We start from the raw sequence: 20,922 nt of genomic DNA, 5'->3' as shown, positions 1-20,922 counted from the left end.
ATAATGGCGTGTGTGTCGGATACTGCATGACTTCTATACTCAGTAGATGATGGCGGGTGTCTCGAACCGATTCAGGGAGGAATCATTCACTATGCCTGCACTTCGGAATCGTCGCTTCATTTATTTATGGATCAGCTCTGTGCTCTTGTTTGCCACATTGAGTACGGCATCACTTTCTCTGGATATTTATCGTTGGTTTCCAGCTTTCGGTTTTATAGGCTATTCCGCCGTGCTGGTGCTGCTACTTTCCGCCATGGCCAACGCCTGGGTGAAATGGCATTACATCGTAGTGAGTATCACGTTGATTCTTTTTGGCACTATTGCTTCTTTGGATATTGTGATGTCCAAGGAAGCGATTGTGGCAGATCTTGCGGTGATGGAAATGTCAGGCCTGCAACGGCTGTTGGCTGATCCTGCCATGATTGACGACTATGTGAATATCCTTGTGATTCTGCTGAATATTTTTACCAGCAGTGTGGCGGGAAATGCACTGTTTTACGGGCTGAATACCCGAAACTTTGTTGTGAAAGAAAACGGGGCAGGGATGAGGGTGGCTGTTGAGTAACCACCGTCACCCTGTGATGAATCAGGCTATTTCTGGCAATCGCTCGTTCACTATCCGCACCTCGCTTTGCGGGAACGGAATCATAATGCCGGCCTCTTTAAGCGCGTTGAATAGCGTAAGGTTGGTCTGGTATTTCACCCGGTAGTACTGTTGCGTCGGCGCCCAGTAGCGGATACCCAGTTCAATCGCGCTATCACCAAAAGCATCAATACCAATTTGTATGCCCTGTTTGGGATCAATATCTGGTTGAGTGGCGGCAGCTTTTTTTAGCACGGCAATCGCCTGTTCCGGATCGGACTGGTAACTGATACCGATTTTCGTTTCAACCAGCATGTTGCCAAACGAATTGTGCAGCACTTCTCCCAGAATATGCTTGTTCGGGATGCTGATTTCTTCGCCTTCTTCATTGGTCAGTGTGGTCTTGCCCAGGCTGATAGACTTCACCTGGCCGGTCACACCGAGTACGGAGATGGTATTTGTGACCACGAAGGGGCGGGTAACAATGATGGTGACGCCGGCAGCGTAGTTGGACAGCATCCCCTGCAGCGCGAGTCCGGCGCCGAGAGAGACGGCACCGATGGCGGCTACCAACGGTGTAACGCTGATGCCCAGCTTACCCAGGGCAATAATGCCGATCAGGACAATAATCAGGATGCGAACGGCGCTGGCCACAAAGGTCGCCAGGGTAATATCGATATTGTGCTTCTTGAACAAGCCCAGCAGCAGGCGGGAAACTTTACTGGCGACCCAGAGCCCGATGCAGAAAATGATCAGGGCGCCCACGAGTTGGAAGCTGTATTTCACCAGGAACTCGGTGATCAACGTATAGACGTTTTGAAGCTGTTGCAGCTCCTGTTCAAGACCGGTTTGATTCATTGCCTGATTCCCTGAGGTGTTATCTGCCATCGGATGAACGGGACGCACCGTCAAAGGATGGCCTGTGATTTATGTGAACACTGTCGAATAGTATCCGGATCGTCAGGGAGTACAAGCGGGTTTGTCCCGGCGCGGATGGCCGGGACGGGAAGGGTTACTCAGACAGACAGTCGGTAATCGTGCTGCCCACCTGGCGAAGGTAGGCAGGATAGCCGTTGGCCGAAACGGGAATATTACCCGCCATGGGGTCGAGCACGGCCTCCCCTACATCCAGTCCTTCCGTCAGACGGTTGATATAGGCAGGTTTGAACTGGGGTTCGCGGAAGATGCAGGTATGCCCGGCGCGTTTGAGAGAATCCTTGAGTTTCATCAGGTGGCGTGCACCCGGTTGGCGATCCGGACTCAGTGCAAAGACATCTTTGACGGTGAGGCGGTAGTGGTCGGCAAAGTAGCCCCAGGCATCGTGGAAGACGAAGAAACCGTGCTGACGGATGGTCGCCAGACTTTCGTTGTTGGCGATATCGGTGGCTTTAACCTTGTCGATAAAGGACGTCAGATTTTCACGGTAACGCGGGGCATTCTGGGGATCGACGACCGCAAGGGTATCCGCCATAGCCTTACCCATGGCAATGGCATTGGCCGGTGACAGCCAGACATGAGAGTCAACGGAGCCGTGGTGGTCATGGTCGTCGTGGTGATCATGGTGATGGTCTTCACCGCTCCATTCCCTGAGATGCATCCCCGGTGCGTCCATCAGTGCCACAATGCGTTGTCCGGCAATGTTATTCTCAGCCACCTGGCTCAGCGGTTTTTCCAGGAAGGTTTCAAGCTCCGGTCCCAGCCAGAAAACAACGGAAGCGTCTGTCAGCCGGCGAATATCGGAGGGCTTCATGCTGTAGCTGTGGGGGGATAACCCGGGATCCAGCAGTACATCGGGTTCGCTGATGCCGTCGGTGATTGCTGCTGCAATCAATTGCAGTGGCTTGATGCTGGTGATGACGTTGACCGGTGGTGTTTTATTCACCGTCTCTGCTGCTTGTGTGGGCAGCGCAATAGGAATCAGGCAGGCAAACAACAGTAGAGCACGGAATAACGGCATAAAGGGATACTTCGCGAGTCGACAGGAATAATGGCAAAACCGTTATGTTATAACATTTACTGAATTGGGAAAATGGCTCCGTCCGAAACATAGGGAACAGGAAATGACAGCAGGGGCTCCCCTGCCAGTACCATGGGTATGACAGAGAAGACCCTGAGACCGCTTACTTCAGGTTGCGGGCGATATGCCGGAACACCGCGATGCTTTCGGTCTCCATCGCTTCTGAGGAGTTATTGTAGTCGCTGTAGGCAGAGGACTTGGCGATAACCACCCGATGTTTGGGGTTAACGTAAATAAACTGGCCATAGATGCCGACGGCCAGGTAATCGCCTTCATCGGTTGTTTCTTCCGGTAGCCACCATTGGTAGGCATAACCAAAGCGTGAACCGGAAGCTGGATTGTCGCCGGGCATTAAGTGAGGTGCGTCTGGCGTGACAGATGCCTTGATCCAGCTTTCTGGCAATAATTGCTTGCCTTGCCAGTTTTTGCCCAGGTTCAGATACAGTTGTCCGAAACGGGCATAATCGCGCAGGGTACTGTTGAGGCCGCCAAACGCCAGCTCGACGCCACCATCATCGGTCAGCCAGTAAACATCGGATTCTGCTCCCAGACGCGACCAGAGTTTCTCTTCCATATATTCAGAAAGGTTTTTCCCCGTGGCCCGTGTGATCACCATGGCGACTACCTGGGTATCCATGCTGACATAGTGGTTGTAGGTTCCCGGCTCACGGGCATTTTTCAGCGAGATGACAAAGTCATCAATGCTGGTGCCCAGCGCCATGGTACGGCCCATACGGTTAATGTCGGAATGGAAATCGCCGTAATCCTCATTGAACCCGACACCGGACGACATCTGCAGGACATCTTTGAGGCGCACATTGTCATAGCCGCTGGCTTTCAGTTCCGGCACATAATCCGTCACCGGGTCTTCAAGCGTTTTTATCGCGCCATCCTGCAGGGCGAATCCGGTGAGCGCGGAGACGACAGACTTGGCGACTGACCAGGAGATGGTTCGGCTGTTCTCGTTATTCCCGCGATAGTATTCCTGAAAAACGATCTTGCCGTCTTTCAGAACAATCATGCCCGTGGTTTCAGTGCGATCCAGCCAGTCTTCCAGCTCTCGTTGCTCATTATTCCACTGATAATTGTCAGGCAGCGGTTGTGCCTGTTCCGGCAAGGTATAAATGTCGCCTGAACGGGGAACATTCCTTGAGGCGAAGATAGTGCCCATATTTCTGAAATTGTGTTGGATCACATCCGGATCAAACAGCGTCAGCACATGATAGAACCGGTTGATTTCCGTATGGAAGCGAATGCTCACCCCGATAGCTATCAGGCAGACCAGCAACAGGATCAGGGTAAGCGCGCGTTTCATCATCGTCATTCTTGTTCTTCTTTCGTTGTATAGGGTTGCCGGATGACGTAGCGACCAGGCTGACAGACATAGTAGCAAAGAGCCTGTCAGTAATGACACTTTCACGATACATAACGGTGCGTAACGCCTGGTGATGTCTCGCAACAGTGCCGGTTTCATTCGCATTCGTTGGTCTGTTGGGTGGTTGGCTGTGATAGAACCTTCGGTCTGGATCACTTTCCGCATTAAAAAATGCACAAATCTCACCCTGTTGGCAAAGTTGGCATTGCCAATGCAAAGGCTCATTTCACAAAGCTGAACCTATGTACAACAACAGCAGGTTAACTGGGGAGTGAGTATGAGCCCAACCGAAATGGAAGCCCTGAAAGCGGCTTTTGAAATGCACCAGGCGATGAACATTGAGGTGTTCTACTGGTGGTGCACTGCGATCATGTTCATGATCCACGCCGGGTTCCTGGCCTATGAGATTGGTGCGTCTCGGGTGAAGAATGCTCTGGCGTCAGGCATGAAAAATATCCTGACGCTCGCGGTGATTATCCCGACGTTCTATTTCTTTGGCTGGTGGATTTATAACGCGTTTCCCGGTGGTTTTGTTCCGGTCGAAGCAGCGGCTGCTCTGCCCTGGTCAACCAGCATGGGACCGGATGCGGCGGATTTGGGCACCGGTATCTTCTGGGCGGCGTTCGCCATGTTTGGTGCAACGACCGGTTCCATCATGTCGGGCGCGGTGATTGAACGGATTCGCCTGAGTGCTTATCTGATTCTGGCGGTTGTGGTCGGCTCCGCGGTCTGGATTCTGGCGGGCGCCTGGGGATGGCATCCGGAAGGCTGGTTGCTGCAGGATCTGGGATACCACGATGTGGGCGCATCCGGTGTCGTGCATGCAGTAGCAGGTTTCTTCTCGTTGGGTGTCTTGATCAACCTCGGGCCGCGTATCGGCAAGTATGTGGATGGCAAGCCGATGGCGATTGTGCCGCACAATATGCCGATGGCATTGATTGGTTTGATGATGATCATTGTCGGTTTCTTCGGATTCCTCGGTGGCTGCATCATCTTTAACGGCGGCGATACCGGCTGGACCACTATCTACAACACACCCACAAACCTTTCCGCCTTTGCCTTCAATACCCTGATGGGTTTTGCCGGCGGGGTTGTGGGCGCTTACCTGACCTCCCGTGAGCCGTTCATGACCATGTCTGGTGGTCTGGCCGGCATCATTACGGTTGCGGCAGGTCTGGATCTTTATTACCCCGGTCTTGCCTTTGTGCTGGCTGCGATTGGTGGTCTCACCATGCCGCTGTTTGGCCGCTTCCTTGAAAAGCGTGGCATTGATGATGCGGTCGGCGCGGTGGCCGTGCATGGCTGGTGTGGTTTCCTCGGTGTGGTTTTCGTGGGCCTCTTTGCGGCGGGTTATCCGAACGTGGGCGATGCGCCGGAAATCTCATTCACCGGCCAGCTGCTGGCTGCTGTCATCATGTGTCTGCTCGGCTTTATCCCCGGTTATGTCATCTCGTTTGGCATGAAGCAGTTCAACATGCTGCGGGTACCCGAGAAGGTCGAAGCCCTGGGGCTGGATCTGGTGGAGATTCCTGCCCGTCCTTATCCGGAAACGGTACCGGCACAGGATATCGTCGCCTCTACTCTGACGCCTGATATGCCGACTAACAAAGTCTGATTCTTTCAACGGCGGGAGCATGACTCCCGCCCGTCTAACCCAACAGGAGAACACCATCATGAATGCATCACCGATAACCAGCTGGGAAGGGGTTAGCGCTTATTTCACCTATGCCGATAACCCTTTTGTCATAGGGCTGTGTTTCGTCGCAGCGGTGGGCGTGTTTGCCGGTTTGATCGGCACCATCATCCATCACGAAGCCAGCGCCTTTGATCCGCATAACGATTAAGGAAAAACGGGAAAGAGGTGTCTTTCCCGTCACTGACATGCTGGGAGGCATCCATGAGCTACAGGAATGTACTGGGACAACGTCGTTGCCGTTATCTGCCTTGTCGTCAGCCGGGCTGTAAGCAATGTGCCGGAGAGGCCTGTACGGATTCAGCCCTGAGTCGCAGTCATTATGTATGTACAGCGCTTTATCGCCGGTTGCAGTGCAGCTTTCGCCGTCAGAAAGCTCAGGGAAGCCTGGAGTGTTGATCGACGCACAAATGGTCAGGATGAATCCATAAAACAAACCGATGAGTAACAGGAGTAGTGCTCACGCATGGGTTACGGAATAGTACTCGGTACACAGAAATACCAGTTTGCTGACCTGAAGACACTGATGGCAAAAGCATCGCCGCTCCGTTCCGGAGACTGTCTGGCGGGGATTGCCACTGTTGATGAACAGGAGCGGGTGGCAGCCCAGCTGACGCTGGCGGATGTTCCCCTGAAAACCTTTCTGAATGAAGCGCTGATTCCTTATGAATCCGATGATGTCACGCGCCTGATTCTGGATACCCATGACTCTGAGGCATTTGCACCGGTCAGCCATTTAACCGTGGGTGATTTTCGTAACTGGCTCCTGAGTGATCTCGCAGATACTCAAACGCTAGCGAGCATCCGTGCCGGTATTACGCCGGAGATGGCGGCAGCTGTCAGCAAGATCATGCGCATTCAGGATTTGATTCTGGTGGCGAAGAAGTGTCAGGTCACCACCCGGTTCCGGAATAGCATCGGTTTGCCGGGACGACTGTCGACACGATTGCAACCCAACCATCCGACCGATGATCCTGCCGGTGTGGCGGCGTCAGTGCTGGATGGTCTGTTGTATGGCAATGGCGATGCGGTCATTGGAATTAATCCTGCGACGGATAACCTGGAAGCGGTTATCCGGTTAATGCATCTGCTGGATGAAGTGATTCAGCACTATGCCATCCCGACACAAAGTTGTGTCCTGACACACGTCACCACCCATATCGAAGCGATGAACCGGGGAGCGCCGGTTGACCTAGTGTTTCAGTCCATTGCCGGCACCCAGGGAGCGAACGAGGGTTTTGGTGTCAGTTTGTCCGTGTTGCAGGATGCCCATGAGGCAGCCTTGTCATTACAGCGGGGGAGTGTCGGTCAGCAGTGTATGTATTTTGAGACCGGTCAGGGAAGCGCGCTGTCAGCCAATGCCCATCACGGTGTTGACCAGCAGACCTGTGAAGCACGCGCCTACGCGGTTGCCCGACAGTTTGATCCGTTGCTGGTGAATACCGTGGTGGGTTTCATCGGGCCGGAATACCTCTACAACGGCAAGCAGATTATCCGTGCCGGGCTTGAAGATCATTTCTGCGGCAAGCTGCTGGGGTTACCCATGGGGTGTGACATCTGTTACACCAATCACGCCGAAGCGGATCAGGATGATATGGATATGCTGCTGACCCAATTTGCTGCGGCTGGTGGCACATTCATCATGGGCATTCCCGGTTCTGATGACATTATGCTGAACTACCAGACGACCTCGTTCCATGATGCGCTTTATGCCAGACACCTGTTAGGACTTCGCGCCGCACCGGAATTCGAACACTGGTTGCAGACGATGGGTATTGTGGAACAGGACAATCGGCTGATGCGCCATCAGCACGGTTTGCCGCCAGCGTTTCGGCATGTGATAGTGAATGAGACAGGGACAACAGCAATAACATCATGAGTAGTGAACCTCCGACGAAACAGGATTTTCTTATCGATAACCCCTGGCAGTTGCTGCGACGCTATACCGATGCACGCATTGGTTTGGGACGTAGTGGTGTCAGCCTGCCCACTGATGCCCACCTCTCTTTCCAGCTGGCTCATGCCCGGGCGCGCGATGCCGTGCATATACCACTGGACAATGATCAGCTGGAGAAAGCGATTCGTGGTTTTTCTCCTGTGGATATCTGGTCGCTGAAAAGTCGGGCTTCTGACCGGGCCGCTTATCTCCAGAGACCGGATCTGGGGCGTTTGCTGAGTCTGGAATCGGAACAGTTTCTTCGTCAGCACAGCCTGACAGAAGGCTTTGATATCGCTGTCGTCATTGCTGATGGACTTTCGTCGACTGCAGTCCAGAATCATGCGCCACCGATGCTGGAACATTTACTGTCAGCGGTTGCGCCATTGGACTATCGCTGTGCGCCGATCTGTCTGGTTGTCCAGGGAAGGGTCGCGGTAGGTGATCCGATCGGCGAATTGCTGAATGCCCGTCTGCTGGTGATGATGATCGGGGAGCGGCCGGGACTCAGTTCACCGGATTCACTGGGGATCTATTTCACCTGGCAGCCACAGTCTGGCAAGACCGATGCTCAACGTAACTGCATCTCTAATATTCGCCATGAAGGGCTCAGTTACGAGGAGGCAACGCACAAGCTGATGTACCTCATGCAGGAAGCGGATCGTCGGCAACTCTCCGGTGTTTATCTCAAAGATGAGACCGATGCAGGCGAAGCATCACTTCCGGGGCAGAAAAAGACCGGTAATCTTTTGATAAATAACCATAAGGACTGATTGTGGAAAAACTGTCGCTGATCCTGAAGCGTACCCTTTTCTATCCCCTGTTTTTACTCTGTTCAATGGGGTTTTACCTGCTGGAATGGCGGGGTATGGGCGCGGTCATGGCCGCCATGCTGGTGGCGGGATGTATTCATTGCCTGGTGAACGGGTATGACCTCTGGTTGCTGAAAAAACACAGCAGGTAAGGTGGTTTGTTGAGGTCATCACTTAACGTGCTGTGCTGATGTTAGCCAGCATATTCATCTCATGCTATTGCTCGCCGATGTTATCCACAGGACACCTTCCGGGATAAGCGATGGCAGCATTGGAAATTACAGTACTGGTTTGCCTGTTTCTGGTAGTGGTGTTGATTGCCGGCTTCACCCTGAAAAATGGTATCGGCCCCACACCCTCCTGCCGTCGTACGACAGACACACTGGATAATCGGTTACCCGAGACCATCGATGGTGTGATTTTGGAGCTCGGCTGTGGCTGGGGAGGAATAGCACTGTACCTGGCCAGGAAGTATCCGGAAAATGCGGTGGTCGCCTGGGAGAATTCACCGGTTCCCTGGCTTGTGGCTTACCTGCGAAAGGTGTTGAGCGGACAGGACAACCTGAGTGTCCGCTATGGGGACTTTCGCCGCGCCTCTCTGGATCATTGCGGGCTTATCTACTGTTATCTTTGCACAGGGCAGATGTTACGTCTCAGGGAGCTGTTGCTGCCTGCATCGGTTAACCAGTCGTGTCAGCTCGTCAGCAGTACGTTCTCCGTTCCCGGTTGGACGCCAGCGTCTGAATACCCTTTAGGTGACTGGTATGGGAGTCGGTTGTGGGTTTATATGTTGTCCCACCAACCATCATCGCTTAACGCCTTGAGTCGTTTTTCCTCGAAATGATCTTCTATGGCGCGACGGATATAGAGTGAGCGTTCGGCTGCTTTTTCCGGCAGGGGATCGTTAGATTTGTCCTTATCCTGGATAAACGGGCTTACTATCTCTTCCGTGGTGCTGGTGCGTGGTTCAGTCATTGTGCCACTCCCTTCTTGTTATTACTTGTTATGCGAATGGTGACCGGAGTCTGTTGCTGTTTTATGACCTTATTTCGCTATAGCCATTTGTATAAAGCGACAGGTTTTTACTCAAGCGAGATTATACCGGTTGATTGTAGGAAATATGCCATTGTCGTTTAAATTTCCAGTAACGGTTCATGGCGCTTTGCTACTTTTGTGTAAGTCTCAGTGAGCGAAGGTTTTTCTTAACCGTTTGCAATTGCTGCGCCAGCTCCGGCCCCCTTGACATGGCGACGCCCATGGCCAGAACATCGATCACGACAAGGTGTGCGATGCGTGATGTCAGTGGCGTATAGATATCCGTGTTTTCCGGCACATTGATGGGTACATGAATATCACAGGCACTGGCCATCGGCGTGTTGGAAGGGCACAGTGCAATGACTTTGGCAGATTGTTTTTGCACCAGCTGGATGACGTGCAGTAACTCTTTGGTGCGTCCGGTCTGTGAAATAGCGATAACGACATCGTCAGACGTCAGCGTTCCCGCAGACATAAATTGCATGTGCGGATCGGAATAGGCGGCGGTTGTCACCTGCAGGCGTAAAAACTTGTGTTGGGCATCTGTCGCCACAATACCCGAGGCGCCATAGCCATAGAATTCAATCCGTTGTGCCTGGCTGAGCAGGGCGATGGCCTGTTCCAGTTGTTCTGAATTCAGTTGGTCACGGATATCAATCAGGTTGCTGATAGTGGTGTTGAAGACCATCTGCTTGAAGTCGCCAGTGGATTCTTCCCCTGTCACCTCAAACTGACCAAAACTGGCGCCACTGGCCAGACTCTGGGCCAGTTGTAATTTGAAATCCTGAAAACCGTGACAACCAATAGCCCGGCAGAAACGAAGTACCGTAGGTTCACTGACGCCGCAGTGAGAAACCAGATCAGCAATGCTGATATGAATCACATTGGCGGGATGCGCCGCCACATAATCCGCCACCTTATGCTCCGACTTCCTGAGGAGAGGTCGATTTTCATCAATATGTTGCAGCAGGTTCGTTGGGGGCATTGGATGACCGGTTTATTTTTGGGCTGTAGTTATACAACAAGGGTAACAGGGATGATAGTGGTAAGTGCCTATCTTTCTAGCGAGGTTGTCAGTAATTGTCAGTAAAATCAGTGGCCAGGCCTGTAATCTTTTTGTAGTAAAACTACAGTCATGCTGGCATGCGGTTCTGTGTGGGTGTCTTTTTTATTGATGCAGTCCTGAAAAAATGCAGGGCTAACCACTGTATCAGGATGTCAGACAATTGAAGGGGGGAGATACTATTTTCAGGGAATTTTCAGGTCTGTTGAAGGTCTTTTGTAGTTATCAGGAAGGAGGCAAGATGATTCTTTCATTACAGGGTATCCAATGTGCGGCCTTGGTGTCTGATCAGCGCTAATAGCATGAATCGGATCTGCAATAGTTGCGTACAAAACCAGTAAGCCTGTAGTGCTATTTCTATTTTCAACGAATAGTCGTTTTTTGCCCATGTTATCTGTCAGGCAATGACTGTTATGGTTCAGGCAGCCTTCCTTCATTTTATGTTTTTTAATTTTTAAGACTGATGACAAGGATGGAAGGATGTTAAATAACATTTTTGCGATAGTGATTCTGTATTCCCTGCTAACCACCAGTGCGATGGCTTCTCCCGAGGGTAAGTCTGTTTTTATTGTTGGCTATGGCAGTCTGATGCTGTCCCTGACCCGCACGGTGACAGCCCCGGATGTTGCGGATCAGACGCTGATTCCGGTGCGAATCAATGGTTATGAGCGTAGCTGGAACCTTTGGCTTGAACAGTATGACATGCGCATGCTGGCCGCTGAAGAGAAGCCCGGGCGTTTTGTGAACGGACTGGCGTACCGTGTGAATTCACACGACCTGTGGCGTTTTGATGCCCGTGAAGGACATCGTCACTATCGACGTATCCGTTTACCACTCAGTGCCGTTGAACCTTATAACCCACAGGATAGTCGCTGGCTTTTTGAGCACCCGGATGAGATAGAAATCTACATGTATGTGGCGCTTAAGCATGATATTGCAGACGGGGGAAATTACCTGGGCAATGGGTATGATCATATGAACAAAAAGATCACCCGTTCCTATCTGGATGTCGTACTGGCTGGTTGTATGGAAGTGGACGACCGCAATCAGTTACATGGACGCTTTATTGGTGACTGCCATATCAGCATGGGGCTGCGTAAATACCATATTGATGATGACAGGCAGAAGCCCCGTTATCCCCGGGCTCCGGTGAACCTGCTGGACTCTGCCAGAAAGCGGGTCAGGGAGCTGGAAGATTACCTGGAGCAGGACTGGAGTACCTACATGAACCGTATGAACACGGTCTGTGATAACAGCTAGTTCTGACCCGGTGTTGCTCAGGCGCGACGGGCGAGAAACTGGCTGAATTCTGTCGCGGGCAGAGGCTTGCTGATGAAATATCCCTGAACTTCATCGCAGGCATTGTCGCGCAGGAACTGAAGGTGTAAGGGTTTCTCCACGCCTTCAGCGACCACCTTCAGATCCAGGCTGTGTGCCATGGCGATAATGGCGCGGGTAATGGCGGAATCATCCTCGCTGGTATCAAGGCTGCTGATAAAAGAGCGATCGATTTTAAGGGCATCAACCGGGAAGCGTTTCAGGTAGCTGAGCGATGAGTAGCCGGTGCCGAAATCATCGATACTGATCGTCACACCCAGTTGTCGGATGGCATGCAGGGTTTCAATGGTTCGTTCAATGTCATCCATGATCAGACTTTCGGTAAGTTCGAGCTCCAGAAGATGCGGTGGTAGACGGGTTTCATCAAGAATGGTATGGATCAGCTCAATCAGTTGCGTCTGACGCAGCTGACTGACTGAAAGGTTTACGGAAACCCGGATCTCCCATCCCAGGTCCAACCAGGTTCTTGCCTGCTGGCAGGCCTGGCGCATGACAAACTCGCCGATGTCGTTTATCAGGCTGCTTTCCTCGGCAATGCTGATAAAGCGGCCCGGCGTTATCAGCCCTTCTTCCGGATGATTCCAGCGGACCAACGCTTCCGCTTTGGTGATAGTGTCTCCGGCCAGTGTCATCTTAGGCTGATAATAGGTTTCCAGTTCACCATTACTGATCGCCTTGCGCAGACTGGTTTCCAGTGCAATCCGTTCTTTGGAGGCCGATTGCAGGTTCCTGGTATAAAACTGCAAATTATTGCCGCCGAGGTATTTGGCCTGTGCCATAGCCATATCGGCCTGGCTGATCAGGGTCTGTAATTCGCGGGCGTTATCCGGGAACAGTGTGACTCCGATGCTGGCACCGATGATGAGTTCATGGTCATTAATCCGGTAGGGCATGGACACCGCCTGGACAATGGTTTCACCCAGGGTGGATATCGCTTTTTGGCTCGGGTTGTTGTCAATGATGAGGCTGAACTCATCCGCTGCCAGGCGCGCCACACTGTGTGCGTGTGAGGTATGTTGCATGAGGCGACGTGACACCTGCTGCAACAGGTCATCGCCCACCTCATGGCCAAGACTCTCATTGATCTGCTTGAAACGGTCCAGGTCAATGGTGATCAGCGCAAAGGACTGTTGCCTGGCATCGGCATAGGCGATGGCTTCATACAAACGTTCACGAAAGCGGTTGCGATTGGCCAGCCCCGTCAGTGGATCATAATTGGCCAGATAGGTCAGGCGTTCTTCCGTCTGTTTATATTCGGTCAGGTCACGGAACATGCCGACATAGTGTGTAATCCGGCCACTTTGATCGCGAACGGAACTGATCTGTATCCAGATCGGATAGGTATCACCATCCTTGCGGCGTTCAATCAGTTCCCCTTCATAGCGGCCCTGTTCAATCAGTGAACTGCCGATTTGGCTGTAGAGTTCTTCCTTACCGGCATCCGCCTGAAAATCGGCAATGGTTTTATTGATGATGTCGTCGTTACTGTATCCGGTCAGCTCCTTGAACGCCTTGTTGATGGCGACAAAGCGGAAGCGGGCATTCAGGACAAAAATCGCTTCGCTGGTGCTTTGAAACAGGGTGAGGGCCAGGCGGGTCTGCCGTTCGTGTTCCATTTCCAGTGAGATATCCCGGCGTGTGCCCAGCATGCGGCTTGCACGACCCTTGTCGTTCCATTCAACGACCTGGCCGCTGTCTTCTACCCAGACCCAGGATCCATTGGCATGGAGTATCCGGTAACGGGCCCGGTACTGATCGGTTTTATGTCGCAGGTGGGCAATGATCGATTTGCGGACACGGGGCGCATCAGCGGTATGAATTAAAGGCTCCAGGTGGCCTTTGAAACCACTGAGCTTTTCTGTGTCATAGCCAAACAGTTCCTTGAAATGGCTGTGGTAGATCTGCTCGTTTTCCATGTCCCAGTCCCAGAAGCCCAGACGGCTGGCGTCCAGAGCCTGGCTGAGTCGATGTTCACTGTTTTTTAACGCTTCTGTAGTTTCCGAGAGTTCACGGGTCCGTTCTGAAACCATTTGCTCAAGTCCCGCATGGGTTTCCTCCAGTTCTTTCTGGGTATCCCTGACTTTGCGGTTTTCATCGGACAGCAGGTCGCTGAGCGCCTGGTTACGAAAGCGTCGTTCCAGTGACTTGAGGGAAAAACGGTGCGCATAAAGCGCGCAATACAGGACAACACCCAGCAGAATAACCTGGATAAAGGCCCAGATATCCGTTTGGGGTACAGGATTCATCCACAGGGAAAGCGAAACAGGCAACAGGCTGGGCAGGCTGAAACAGATAAAAGCTGGCAGATAGCAGGAAAACAGTACCGCACTTGAAAGAAGTGCAATGGTCAGCAAAAGCTGTGTTGCAGCGAGATCTGTAAAGGTGGAGAACGGCATTAACAGGAGAATGGCTGCCGCAAACGATGCGCCGCTCAGAGCGGTACTCATGCAGAAATACAGCAGCCACTTCTGATGACCATCGGGCTTCGTGTCCTGTGCTTCCCGCAGGAAGCCTGACGCCAGTGCCTGGCGCAATAATCCGAGGGTTGCAAGCCAGGCTGCAATCGGTAACACCAGGCTGGTATTAATCACATTCCACAGCAGCAGTATGACGCCAGACAGGCTGACCCCCAGGATGATGATCATACGCAGTGATCCCTGGTGCAGCAGTTTCAGCTGTTCGGTGCTGATGCGTGCATTAAGCCAGGAATAGGACAGCTTCGCCTGTCGGTCATGCGTTATCTGGGGCGTGGATAACAGGTTGTGTTCCTGCATGATCTCAGCATTTGCGTCTGGGCGTAGCCGGTGCCGGTTGCGCCGTTGTTGTTTTTGTCAGGATGCTTCCATGCCAAGGGTGCAAACGTTCTTGGAAGGGCGGGTAATGGCATCCGGTCATCTTCCCGGTCCATCGTACTGAAAGAAAATGTCACTTGTTCGTGTACGATGGTGCATCTTCTGTTTGCTTGATTATTAAATCGCAATCCACAGTGTGGCTGCAACACACAGGCCAATATTTACCTTCAACATACGACGTTGATCACATAGATGAACCCCTCATACCGTAGAATCCGACAATAGTGGGCGAAATTGCCCGATGCGATGAAGCAGCGTCCAGAAGGCCGTTTCCTGAATTCCCGGTTTATGGGTGCCATGGCTCTCGGTTACACTTGGGGTTTTCAATTTCCTTCCGGCTGCAATAATGGATGTCACTGCAATACTCGACTCTCTCAATGATGCCCAGCGCGAAGCGGTAGCCCAGCCCCTGGGTTCCAGCCTGATTCTCGCAGGCGCGGGCAGCGGTAAGACACGGGTGCTGGTTCACCGCATTGCCTGGTTGATCCAGACGGAAGGGGTGTCGCCCTGGTCCATCATGGCGGTGACCTTTACCAATAAGGCGGCGGCCGAGATGCGGGGGCGTATTGAGCAGATGCTGGAAATGCCGGTGCGTGGCATGTGGGTCGGTACATTCCACGGTTTGGCGCACCGATTGTTGCGGGCGCACTGGAAAGAAGCAGGCTTGCCGGAAAATTTCCAGATTCTGGATAGCGATGACCAGCTGCGCATCATCAAGCGTCTGATGCGTTCCCTGGGCATGGATGAAGCCAAATGGCCACCCCGTCAGGCTCAGTGGTACATCAACGGTAAAAAAGACGAAGGTCTGCGGCCACAGCATATCGAACCGGGTTATGACCTGTTCGAGAAGAATATGCACCAGGTCTACACCGCCTACGAAGAAAACTGTCGTCTTTTAGGTGTTGTTGACTTTGCGGAATTGTTGCTGCGTTCCCATGAACTCTGGCTGGAGCACCCACAACTGCTGGCTCATTACCGGGAACGTTTCCAGCAGATCATGGTCGACGAGTTTCAGGATACCAACGCCGTGCAGTATGCCTGGCTGCGTATGCTCGCGGGTGATAAAGGCAACCTGATGGCGGTAGGCGACGATGACCAGTCCATTTATGGCTGGCGTGGCGCACGTATCGAGAATATCCGTCAGTTTACCCGTGACTTCCCCAAGGCTTTGACCATCCGCCTGGAACAGAATTACCGTTCAACCGGCACCATCCTAAAAGCGGCGAATACCCTGATTGCCAATAATCCGGACCGTTTAGGCAAGGAACTCTGGACCGAAGGGAATGACGGTGAACCCATTCAGGTTTATGCCGGATTCAATGAAGTTGATGAGGCCCGTTTCATTGCTGACCGTATTCAGGATGCGGCGAATAGTGGCATGGCGCGTAGCGATATCGCGATTCTTTATCGCTCCAACGCGCAGTCCCGGGTACTTGAGGAATCCATGCTGCGCAGCGGTATTCCTTATCGCATCTATGGCGGACAACGGTTCTTTGAACGGGCGGAAATCAAGAATGCGCTGGCGTATTTGAGACTGGCCAGCAACCAGGATGATGATCCATCGCTGGAACGTGTGATTAATGTTCCGGCGCGTGGCATTGGTGAAAAAACCGTTCAACAGATTCGGGACGTTGCCCGGAGTGGCGGTGTGTCCATGTGGCGTGCCGCCCGTGAAATGGTCAAGGGTAAGGGACTGACTGCGCGGGCAGCGAATGCGGTGTCTTCCTTCATTGAGCTGGTGGAAGGTTTGTCATCATCGGCCAATGATCTCCCATTGGCTGAGTTGGCGGATCATATTATCAATGTCACGGGTTTGATCGAGCATCACCAGAAAGAGAAAGGCGAAAAAGGCCGGGCACGGATTGAGAACCTTGAGGAATTGGTTTCCGCCTGTAAGGAGTTTGATCCGGAAGACGTCTTCGATGATGAGATGCAGCAGAACCTGTCGCCCCTGGATGCTTTCCTGGCTCATGCGGCACTGGAAGCGGGTGAAACACAGGCAGATCAGTTTGCTGACAGTGTGCAGATGATGACACTGCATTCGGCCAAAGGCCTGGAATTCCCGCTGGTCTTTATGTGTGGCATGGAAGATGGACTGTTCCCACACAAGATGTCCCTGGATGATTCTGGGGGTTTAGACGAGGAGCGTCGTCTTTGTTATGTCGGTATTACCCGTGCCATGGAAAAACTGTATCTGACTTATGCGGAAAGTCGTCGTCTTCACGGGCAGGAAAACTACAACCGACCGTCACGATTCCTGCGTGAAATTCCGGGCGAATTAATGGAAGAAGTGCGCCTTAACGCCACTATCAGTCGGCCTGTCACTGCTGGTGGCGCCACCATCAATGCGGAAGTGCCGGATACCGGTTTGCATCTTGGTCAACGGGTCGCACATGAGGTGTTTGGTGATGGCACGGTGCTGAATTTTGAAGGGCAGGGTGGCCAGGCACGGGTCCAGATTAATTTTGATGACGAAGGCAGTAAGTGGCTGATGGTCGCTTATGCCAAGCTGATGCCCTTGTGAAATAACGGCTACTGTCGCTAGTATGGGCTCGAAGTAAGCATGGCTTACAGGTAATACCGGCCAGCTTTACCACGTTATCGGGGGGAGAGCTGGCTGTTGATAATAAGAAAGTTGGATACCAACACAGGGGGAGATGTATGAAACGCCGTCAGATGCTGACTGCTCTGGGTGTAGGCGCCGCTGGTGCAATGCTGGCGGGTTGTAATGGCAGTGAGCCAGCGCCGCAGGCTGCCGGGCAGGGCACAGTTGAGAAGAAAAAATACCGCTGGAAACTGGTGACATCCTGGCCGAAAAATTTTCCAGGGCTGGGAACAGCACCGGAGCGTTTTGCCGAGATGGTCAACCAGATGAGCGACGGCCGTCTTGAGATTAAGGTTTACGGTGCCGGTGAACTGGTACCAGCGCTGGAAGTCTTTGATGCCGTTCGTACCGGAACCGCAGAAATGAGCCACAGTGGTGCTTACTACTGGAAAGGTAAGGAACCTGCTACCCAGTTTTTCACGGCGGTACCTTATGGTTTAAATGCCCAGGAAATGAGCAGCTGGCTGCACTATGGCGGTGGCATGGAGTTATGGGAAAAACTCTATGAACCTTTCAACCTGAAGCCGTTTGCGGGTGGCAGCACTGGCGTTCAGATGGCGGGATGGTTCAATCGCAAGATCGAGTCACTGGAAGACCTGAAAGGTCTGAATATGCGTATTCCCGGTCTCGGTGGTGAGGTGTTGAAGCGTCTGGGAGGCTCTCCGGTCAATGTACCCGGTGGTGAGCTTTTCACGGCACTGCAAACGGGCCGTATTGATGCCACGGAATGGGTAGGTCCTTATAACGATATGGCGTTTGGTCTCTACAAAGCAGCGAAGTACTACTACTACCCAGGCTGGCATGAGCCAGGTTCAACCCTGGAATTCACGGTTAACCTGGATGCCTGGAAAGAACTGCCGGCAGACCTGAAAGCCATTGTGCAAACGGCAACTCAGGCGGCGCATCAATCGATGCTGGATGAGTATACGGCACGTAACAATATGGCCCTGAATCAGTTGATTAATGATCACGGTGTGCAGGTGTTGAAATTGCCGGATGATGTTTTAAAGAGCCTGCAAGAGGTTGCGGAGCAGGTGACACAGGAGGTGGCGGCGACAAATGATCAGGCGAAGGCCATTTATGAGTCGTTCAAGCGCTTCACCGAACAGGTGACGGAGTATCATAAAGTGTCAGAGATGGCTTATTACGACGCCCGTCTCCTATAACATCACTGTCAGGCGTCACTCAAAGACTATCCAGAATCTGTTTCTGGGTTGAGTGACGCTCATTCATTTGATCACGCGCTTTCTGCGCCTCGTTAATCATATTTTTGGGTTTGGCTTGGTTTGTTGACGGACCATCGCTGCTACCGTCAGTGTTATTTTTGACCGGTTCTGGCATGTCAGGCAGCGGTGTTATGAGACTGGTATCAATATGAATTTTACGTGTTTTCACAGTGGGATCCTCCATGGGAACGGTATCTGAAAAGTGCCAGACACCGTTGGCATCCTGCCATCCGTTAACGGTTTCCTTTTGGGGGGCGGCAATGTCGCCCGGTATATAAGTCTCAAGTTTATTGGCGATGCGTTTGCCTTCATTCAATAGTGAGGTCAATGTATTCGCATCGGGCAGAATATCGTCAAGGGTCGCCAGTGGTTTTCCACTGGGTCCAGGTATAAAAAAGGTGCCGATACCAAGGCGCCAATGAATAATGTAAAGTTGATACGGCGTCCCCAGTCTATTCCATGACGCATAACAGGCTTCCGATGCTGATCTACTGTATTAAAGCAGTGATTACTGCCTTCCTTGTTATTGATAGTAGCTTATCGCCATGCCTTACAGGATTCTATAGAGCCAAAGCCACAACGCTATGATGTTGCCAGTTCCCGCTCCGGTATTTTGGTAATGTGCAACGTGTGTCCGGTACTTTGCAGAAATTGTTCAACGTCGGCCTTGCTGATCACCAGAGTGCTGGTGTTGACCAGCGGATGGCACTGAATCGCATCCTGCTGCCAGACGTCTTCATCAATAACAACAGTCACATGCCTGTCTGGATCATTCACTATGCCGAGCAAGGTCACTGCGCCGGGCTCCAGCCCCAGATACTTTTGAAGGCGTTCAGAGGAGGCCAGCTGAAGTTTACCGATATTTAAAGCCTCGCCCAATCGATTGAGATCGGTGGCTTTGTGATCCGCGACAACGATGAGGAAGTGTCGTTTACCCTTACGATCCTTGACGAAAAGGTTCTTCGTTCTGGCACCGGGCAGGTCAGGTGTTACATGGTTGGCCTCTTCACAGGTATAAACGGGAGGGTGGTCAACGCGTTGAAACGTGATGTTCAGGCTGGTCAGCAGGTCATAGATATCCATAGTCAGTACCTTCAACAGAATCACATGGGGAAATGCGGGATGCATTGTTTTCCCATTTAATCCGCATATAACGACAACGGGTTACTCAGCTTACTCAATTGTGCGTGCAGGCAAAAAGGCATGTTAAGGAAAATTGGTGACGTGCCATGACGTTGGTCAGGCAAGAAGACGTTACGACCTGTTTCGTCTGGTATCGCACGATCGTTTTAAAATCCTGTCCACTACCCGGGGTTGCGTTATCCGAAAAAGCGTTTGTCTTCCGGAGAGCCTGCCATGGCGGGGAATGCATGATGTTGGCATGAACCCTGTAATACTCAGACCAGGAACGGGGGAAGGATATTCAGGGATGAATATATATACAAACGTTTCAGTTCCAGGGAGGAACCGGGGGGTAGGGAAACCCTTTCCATGGAAGGACATCAGGGCATGGATGCCCTGTTCCTATGGAGATACCTTAATTTCCCTGCGTTTATATAAACGACAATGGTTTTTTAAAAAACTATTTTTCACCATTACACTTTCTTTCCACGCAATTTACCTTTCGTTAACACAAAGTGCTTCAGGCTTATCTAATCTCAAACTGTCGGAAGGGAAAACAGACAACAGAAAGTAGCGGAAAAGGAACATTGTTGAGTATCGATGAAAGAGGTAACTATCATGAGCATGTTCTTCGCCAATGACAATAATTTTGTCAAAGCCTGTGGTGGCGGTACTGTCGGATATTGCGTTGCCGTTGCGGTAGACAAGGAAGGTGGTCTGGTTGGTATCCGTGATACCAAAGATGACAGCAAAGAGACCCTGATTTTTGATAAAGGTGAATGGCAGCACTTTATCACTGCAGTCAAAGCTGGTGAGTATGATATTGAGTGAAATAGATCAACTGTTACGACATGAGATATTTCACGAATAATGAACATTCATCGTTGTAAGCATCATGCTATCTGAATTGATAGTGTCATCAACCCAGAGGAATGCTTTCAATTCAGATAGCCAATATTTTAAGTTTGCATTGTGATGACTGGTAATATTAAGCCATCTCTTTAGCCGCAATAACATCAGGAGGCTGTCATGAGTACTGTATTGAAGCAGCAACCCGTTGACGATGTTGTCATTCGCTCTCTGGAGGACAAAGATTTTAAGGCGTTTCTTGCGTTGTCGACCATTATGCATAGGGAATCTGAATATCGTAATTTGTCGTTCAGTGGGCAACGGGTTAAACAGTTCCTGAATCCGCGAGTTCACAGCTAAGAAATCGGCCTGAAAACCCCAGAGCCCAAGTCTTTTCGTATAAAATCCCCTGATTC

21 protein-coding genes are annotated in these 20,922 nt (G+C 51.8%); 13 read left to right on the top strand and 8 right to left on the bottom strand.

What is annotated here, in order from left to right:
* The first annotated feature begins 91 nt into the window (after nucleotides 1–91).
* Entirely contained in the window at nucleotides 92–565 is a 474-nt protein-coding gene (locus tag ABD892_RS20340; RefSeq protein ID WP_345197930.1) for a hypothetical protein, read from the top strand.
* Nucleotides 566–586: 21 nt separating this feature from the next.
* Here the strand turns inward: ABD892_RS20340 and ABD892_RS20335 are convergent, their stop codons facing one another.
* From ABD892_RS20335 to ABD892_RS20325, 3 genes are all read right to left on the bottom strand, one after another.
* Nucleotides 587–1,441: a mechanosensitive ion channel family protein gene (locus ABD892_RS20335; RefSeq protein ID WP_345197929.1), complete on the bottom strand. Its 855-nt coding sequence runs from the start codon at nucleotides 1,439–1,441 to the stop codon at nucleotides 587–589.
* 154 nt (nucleotides 1,442–1,595) lie between these two features.
* The gene (locus ABD892_RS20330) at nucleotides 1,596–2,540 is read right to left on the bottom strand and encodes a zinc ABC transporter substrate-binding protein (protein ID WP_345197927.1); all 945 of its coding nucleotides are present in this window, start codon (nucleotides 2,538–2,540) and stop codon (nucleotides 1,596–1,598) included.
* A 163-nt stretch (nucleotides 2,541–2,703) separates the two neighbouring features.
* Entirely contained in the window at nucleotides 2,704–3,924 is a 1,221-nt protein-coding gene (locus tag ABD892_RS20325; RefSeq protein WP_345197926.1) for a serine hydrolase domain-containing protein, read from the bottom strand.
* Nucleotides 3,925–4,252: 328 nt separating this feature from the next.
* Between ABD892_RS20325 and ABD892_RS20320 the strand changes: the two genes are divergently transcribed.
* From ABD892_RS20320 to ABD892_RS20290, 7 genes are all read left to right on the top strand, one after another.
* Nucleotides 4,253–5,590, top strand: a complete 1,338-nt coding sequence (locus tag ABD892_RS20320) for an ammonium transporter (RefSeq protein ID WP_345197925.1) — start codon at nucleotides 4,253–4,255, stop codon at nucleotides 5,588–5,590.
* 19 nt (nucleotides 5,591–5,609) lie between these two features.
* Nucleotides 5,610–5,819: a hypothetical protein gene (locus tag ABD892_RS20315; RefSeq protein ID WP_345197924.1), complete on the top strand. Its 210-nt coding sequence runs from the start codon at nucleotides 5,610–5,612 to the stop codon at nucleotides 5,817–5,819.
* A 53-nt stretch (nucleotides 5,820–5,872) separates the two neighbouring features.
* Nucleotides 5,873–6,067, top strand: coding sequence for a hypothetical protein (locus ABD892_RS20310; RefSeq protein ID WP_345197923.1), 195 nt, complete (start codon nucleotides 5,873–5,875; stop codon nucleotides 6,065–6,067).
* Between the two features lie 67 nt (nucleotides 6,068–6,134).
* On the top strand, nucleotides 6,135–7,547 hold the full coding sequence (locus tag ABD892_RS20305; RefSeq protein ID WP_345197922.1) for an ethanolamine ammonia-lyase subunit EutB: 1,413 nt from the start codon (nucleotides 6,135–6,137) through the stop codon (nucleotides 7,545–7,547).
* Nucleotides 7,544–8,377: an ethanolamine ammonia-lyase subunit EutC gene (eutC, locus tag ABD892_RS20300; protein ID WP_345197920.1), complete on the top strand. Its 834-nt coding sequence runs from the start codon at nucleotides 7,544–7,546 to the stop codon at nucleotides 8,375–8,377. Before ABD892_RS20305 ends, eutC begins: the two co-directional genes overlap by 4 nt.
* Nucleotides 8,378–8,379: 2 nt before the next feature.
* Nucleotides 8,380–8,568, top strand: coding sequence for a hypothetical protein (locus ABD892_RS20295; RefSeq protein WP_345197919.1), 189 nt, complete (start codon nucleotides 8,380–8,382; stop codon nucleotides 8,566–8,568).
* A 110-nt stretch (nucleotides 8,569–8,678) separates the two neighbouring features.
* A complete protein-coding gene (locus tag ABD892_RS20290) occupies nucleotides 8,679–9,260 on the top strand; it encodes a class I SAM-dependent methyltransferase (RefSeq protein WP_345197917.1) in 582 nt (193 codons plus the stop codon).
* Here the strand turns inward: ABD892_RS20290 and ABD892_RS20285 are convergent.
* Nucleotides 9,200–9,391 (bottom strand): PA3496 family putative envelope integrity protein, encoded by a 192-nt coding sequence (locus ABD892_RS20285; RefSeq protein ID WP_345197916.1) that lies wholly within the window; start codon nucleotides 9,389–9,391, stop codon nucleotides 9,200–9,202. The two genes, ABD892_RS20290 and ABD892_RS20285, sit on opposite strands and share 61 nt — an antisense overlap.
* A gap of 190 nt (nucleotides 9,392–9,581) precedes the next feature.
* Nucleotides 9,582–10,436 carry a transcriptional regulator HexR gene (gene hexR / locus ABD892_RS20280; protein ID WP_345197915.1) on the bottom strand — a complete coding sequence of 285 codons (855 nt, stop codon included), beginning with the start codon at nucleotides 10,434–10,436 and terminating at the stop codon, nucleotides 9,582–9,584.
* A gap of 558 nt (nucleotides 10,437–10,994) precedes the next feature.
* Here hexR and ABD892_RS20275 point away from each other — a divergent pair.
* Nucleotides 10,995–11,774 (top strand): gamma-glutamylcyclotransferase family protein, encoded by a 780-nt coding sequence (locus tag ABD892_RS20275; protein ID WP_345197913.1) that lies wholly within the window; start codon nucleotides 10,995–10,997, stop codon nucleotides 11,772–11,774.
* Between the two features lie 17 nt (nucleotides 11,775–11,791).
* Here the strand turns inward: ABD892_RS20275 and ABD892_RS20270 are convergent, their stop codons facing one another.
* Nucleotides 11,792–14,626, bottom strand: a complete 2,835-nt coding sequence (locus ABD892_RS20270; RefSeq protein WP_345197911.1) for an EAL domain-containing protein — start codon at nucleotides 14,624–14,626, stop codon at nucleotides 11,792–11,794.
* Nucleotides 14,627–15,050: 424 nt separating this feature from the next.
* Between ABD892_RS20270 and uvrD the strand changes: the two genes are divergently transcribed.
* Both uvrD and ABD892_RS20260 read left to right on the top strand, forming a co-directional pair.
* Nucleotides 15,051–17,228, top strand: coding sequence for a DNA helicase II (gene uvrD, locus ABD892_RS20265; RefSeq protein WP_345197910.1), 2,178 nt, complete (start codon nucleotides 15,051–15,053; stop codon nucleotides 17,226–17,228).
* 137 nt (nucleotides 17,229–17,365) lie between these two features.
* A complete protein-coding gene (locus ABD892_RS20260) occupies nucleotides 17,366–18,475 on the top strand; it encodes a TRAP transporter substrate-binding protein (protein ID WP_345197909.1) in 1,110 nt (369 codons plus the stop codon).
* A gap of 19 nt (nucleotides 18,476–18,494) precedes the next feature.
* Here ABD892_RS20260 and ABD892_RS20255 read toward each other — a convergent pair whose 3' ends face one another.
* Nucleotides 18,495–18,851: a DUF4124 domain-containing protein gene (locus ABD892_RS20255; RefSeq protein WP_345197908.1), complete on the bottom strand. Its 357-nt coding sequence runs from the start codon at nucleotides 18,849–18,851 to the stop codon at nucleotides 18,495–18,497.
* Between the two features lie 266 nt (nucleotides 18,852–19,117).
* The gene (locus ABD892_RS20250) at nucleotides 19,118–19,663 is read right to left on the bottom strand and encodes a prolyl-tRNA synthetase associated domain-containing protein (RefSeq protein ID WP_345197906.1); all 546 of its coding nucleotides are present in this window, start codon (nucleotides 19,661–19,663) and stop codon (nucleotides 19,118–19,120) included.
* Between the two features lie 594 nt (nucleotides 19,664–20,257).
* Between ABD892_RS20250 and ABD892_RS20245 the strand changes: the two genes are divergently transcribed.
* Both ABD892_RS20245 and ABD892_RS20240 read left to right on the top strand, forming a co-directional pair.
* A complete protein-coding gene (locus ABD892_RS20245; RefSeq protein WP_345197905.1) occupies nucleotides 20,258–20,488 on the top strand; it encodes a DUF397 domain-containing protein in 231 nt (76 codons plus the stop codon).
* Nucleotides 20,489–20,686: 198 nt separating this feature from the next.
* Entirely contained in the window at nucleotides 20,687–20,866 is a 180-nt protein-coding gene (locus ABD892_RS20240) for a hypothetical protein (protein WP_345197904.1), read from the top strand.
* The last annotated feature ends 56 nt before the right edge of the window (nucleotides 20,867–20,922 follow it).

Source organism: Kistimonas scapharcae (genome assembly GCF_039540975.1).
GTDB classification, from domain to species: domain Bacteria; phylum Pseudomonadota; class Gammaproteobacteria; order Pseudomonadales; family Endozoicomonadaceae; genus Kistimonas; species Kistimonas scapharcae.
This window is presented reverse-complemented; position numbering and strand designations above follow the sequence as displayed.